This window comes from Paenibacillus forsythiae T98 (assembly GCF_000520735.1).
GTDB lineage: Bacteria > Bacillota > Bacilli > Paenibacillales > Paenibacillaceae > Paenibacillus_AQ > Paenibacillus_AQ forsythiae.
In genome coordinates this window covers 1-313 of record NZ_ASSC01000503.1, presented here as the reverse complement: position 1 = coordinate 313, position 313 = coordinate 1, and the positions used below count along the sequence as shown (strand labels likewise).

The 313-nt window shown below is 50.2% G+C and carries 1 protein-coding gene; it reads left to right on the top strand.

Annotated elements, in window-relative coordinates; all coding sequences use genetic code 11:
• Positions 1-91: 91 nt before the first annotated feature.
• Positions 92-313 (top strand): YlbF/YmcA family competence regulator (locus L692_RS0115780; RefSeq protein WP_025701109.1); only part of this gene is annotated, 222 nt, incomplete at its 3' end.

Below are 313 nucleotides of genomic sequence, written 5' to 3'. Positions count from 1 at the left end.
TTCCCCCTTCTGCTTCGGGCGGCGGTTGTGGTATGATGGGGTAGTCCACCCTTTAAGTGGAACACCCCTTACGGAAGTCGAGATGAAATTCATGAGCGTAGCGGAATATAATACGGTCGATATGACCGAAGTGCTGACGAACGCCTATGAATTGGGCGATTTGATTAATCAATCCGCAGAAGTGGCGGATTATTTATACTGGAAGGGGCGGGTTGCCGCCAATTCCGATATCCAGAGCTTGATCCGAAAGCTTCATAGCAAGAAGGAACTGTTCGAGGAGACCCAGCGTTTCGGCCATTTCCATCCGAACTAC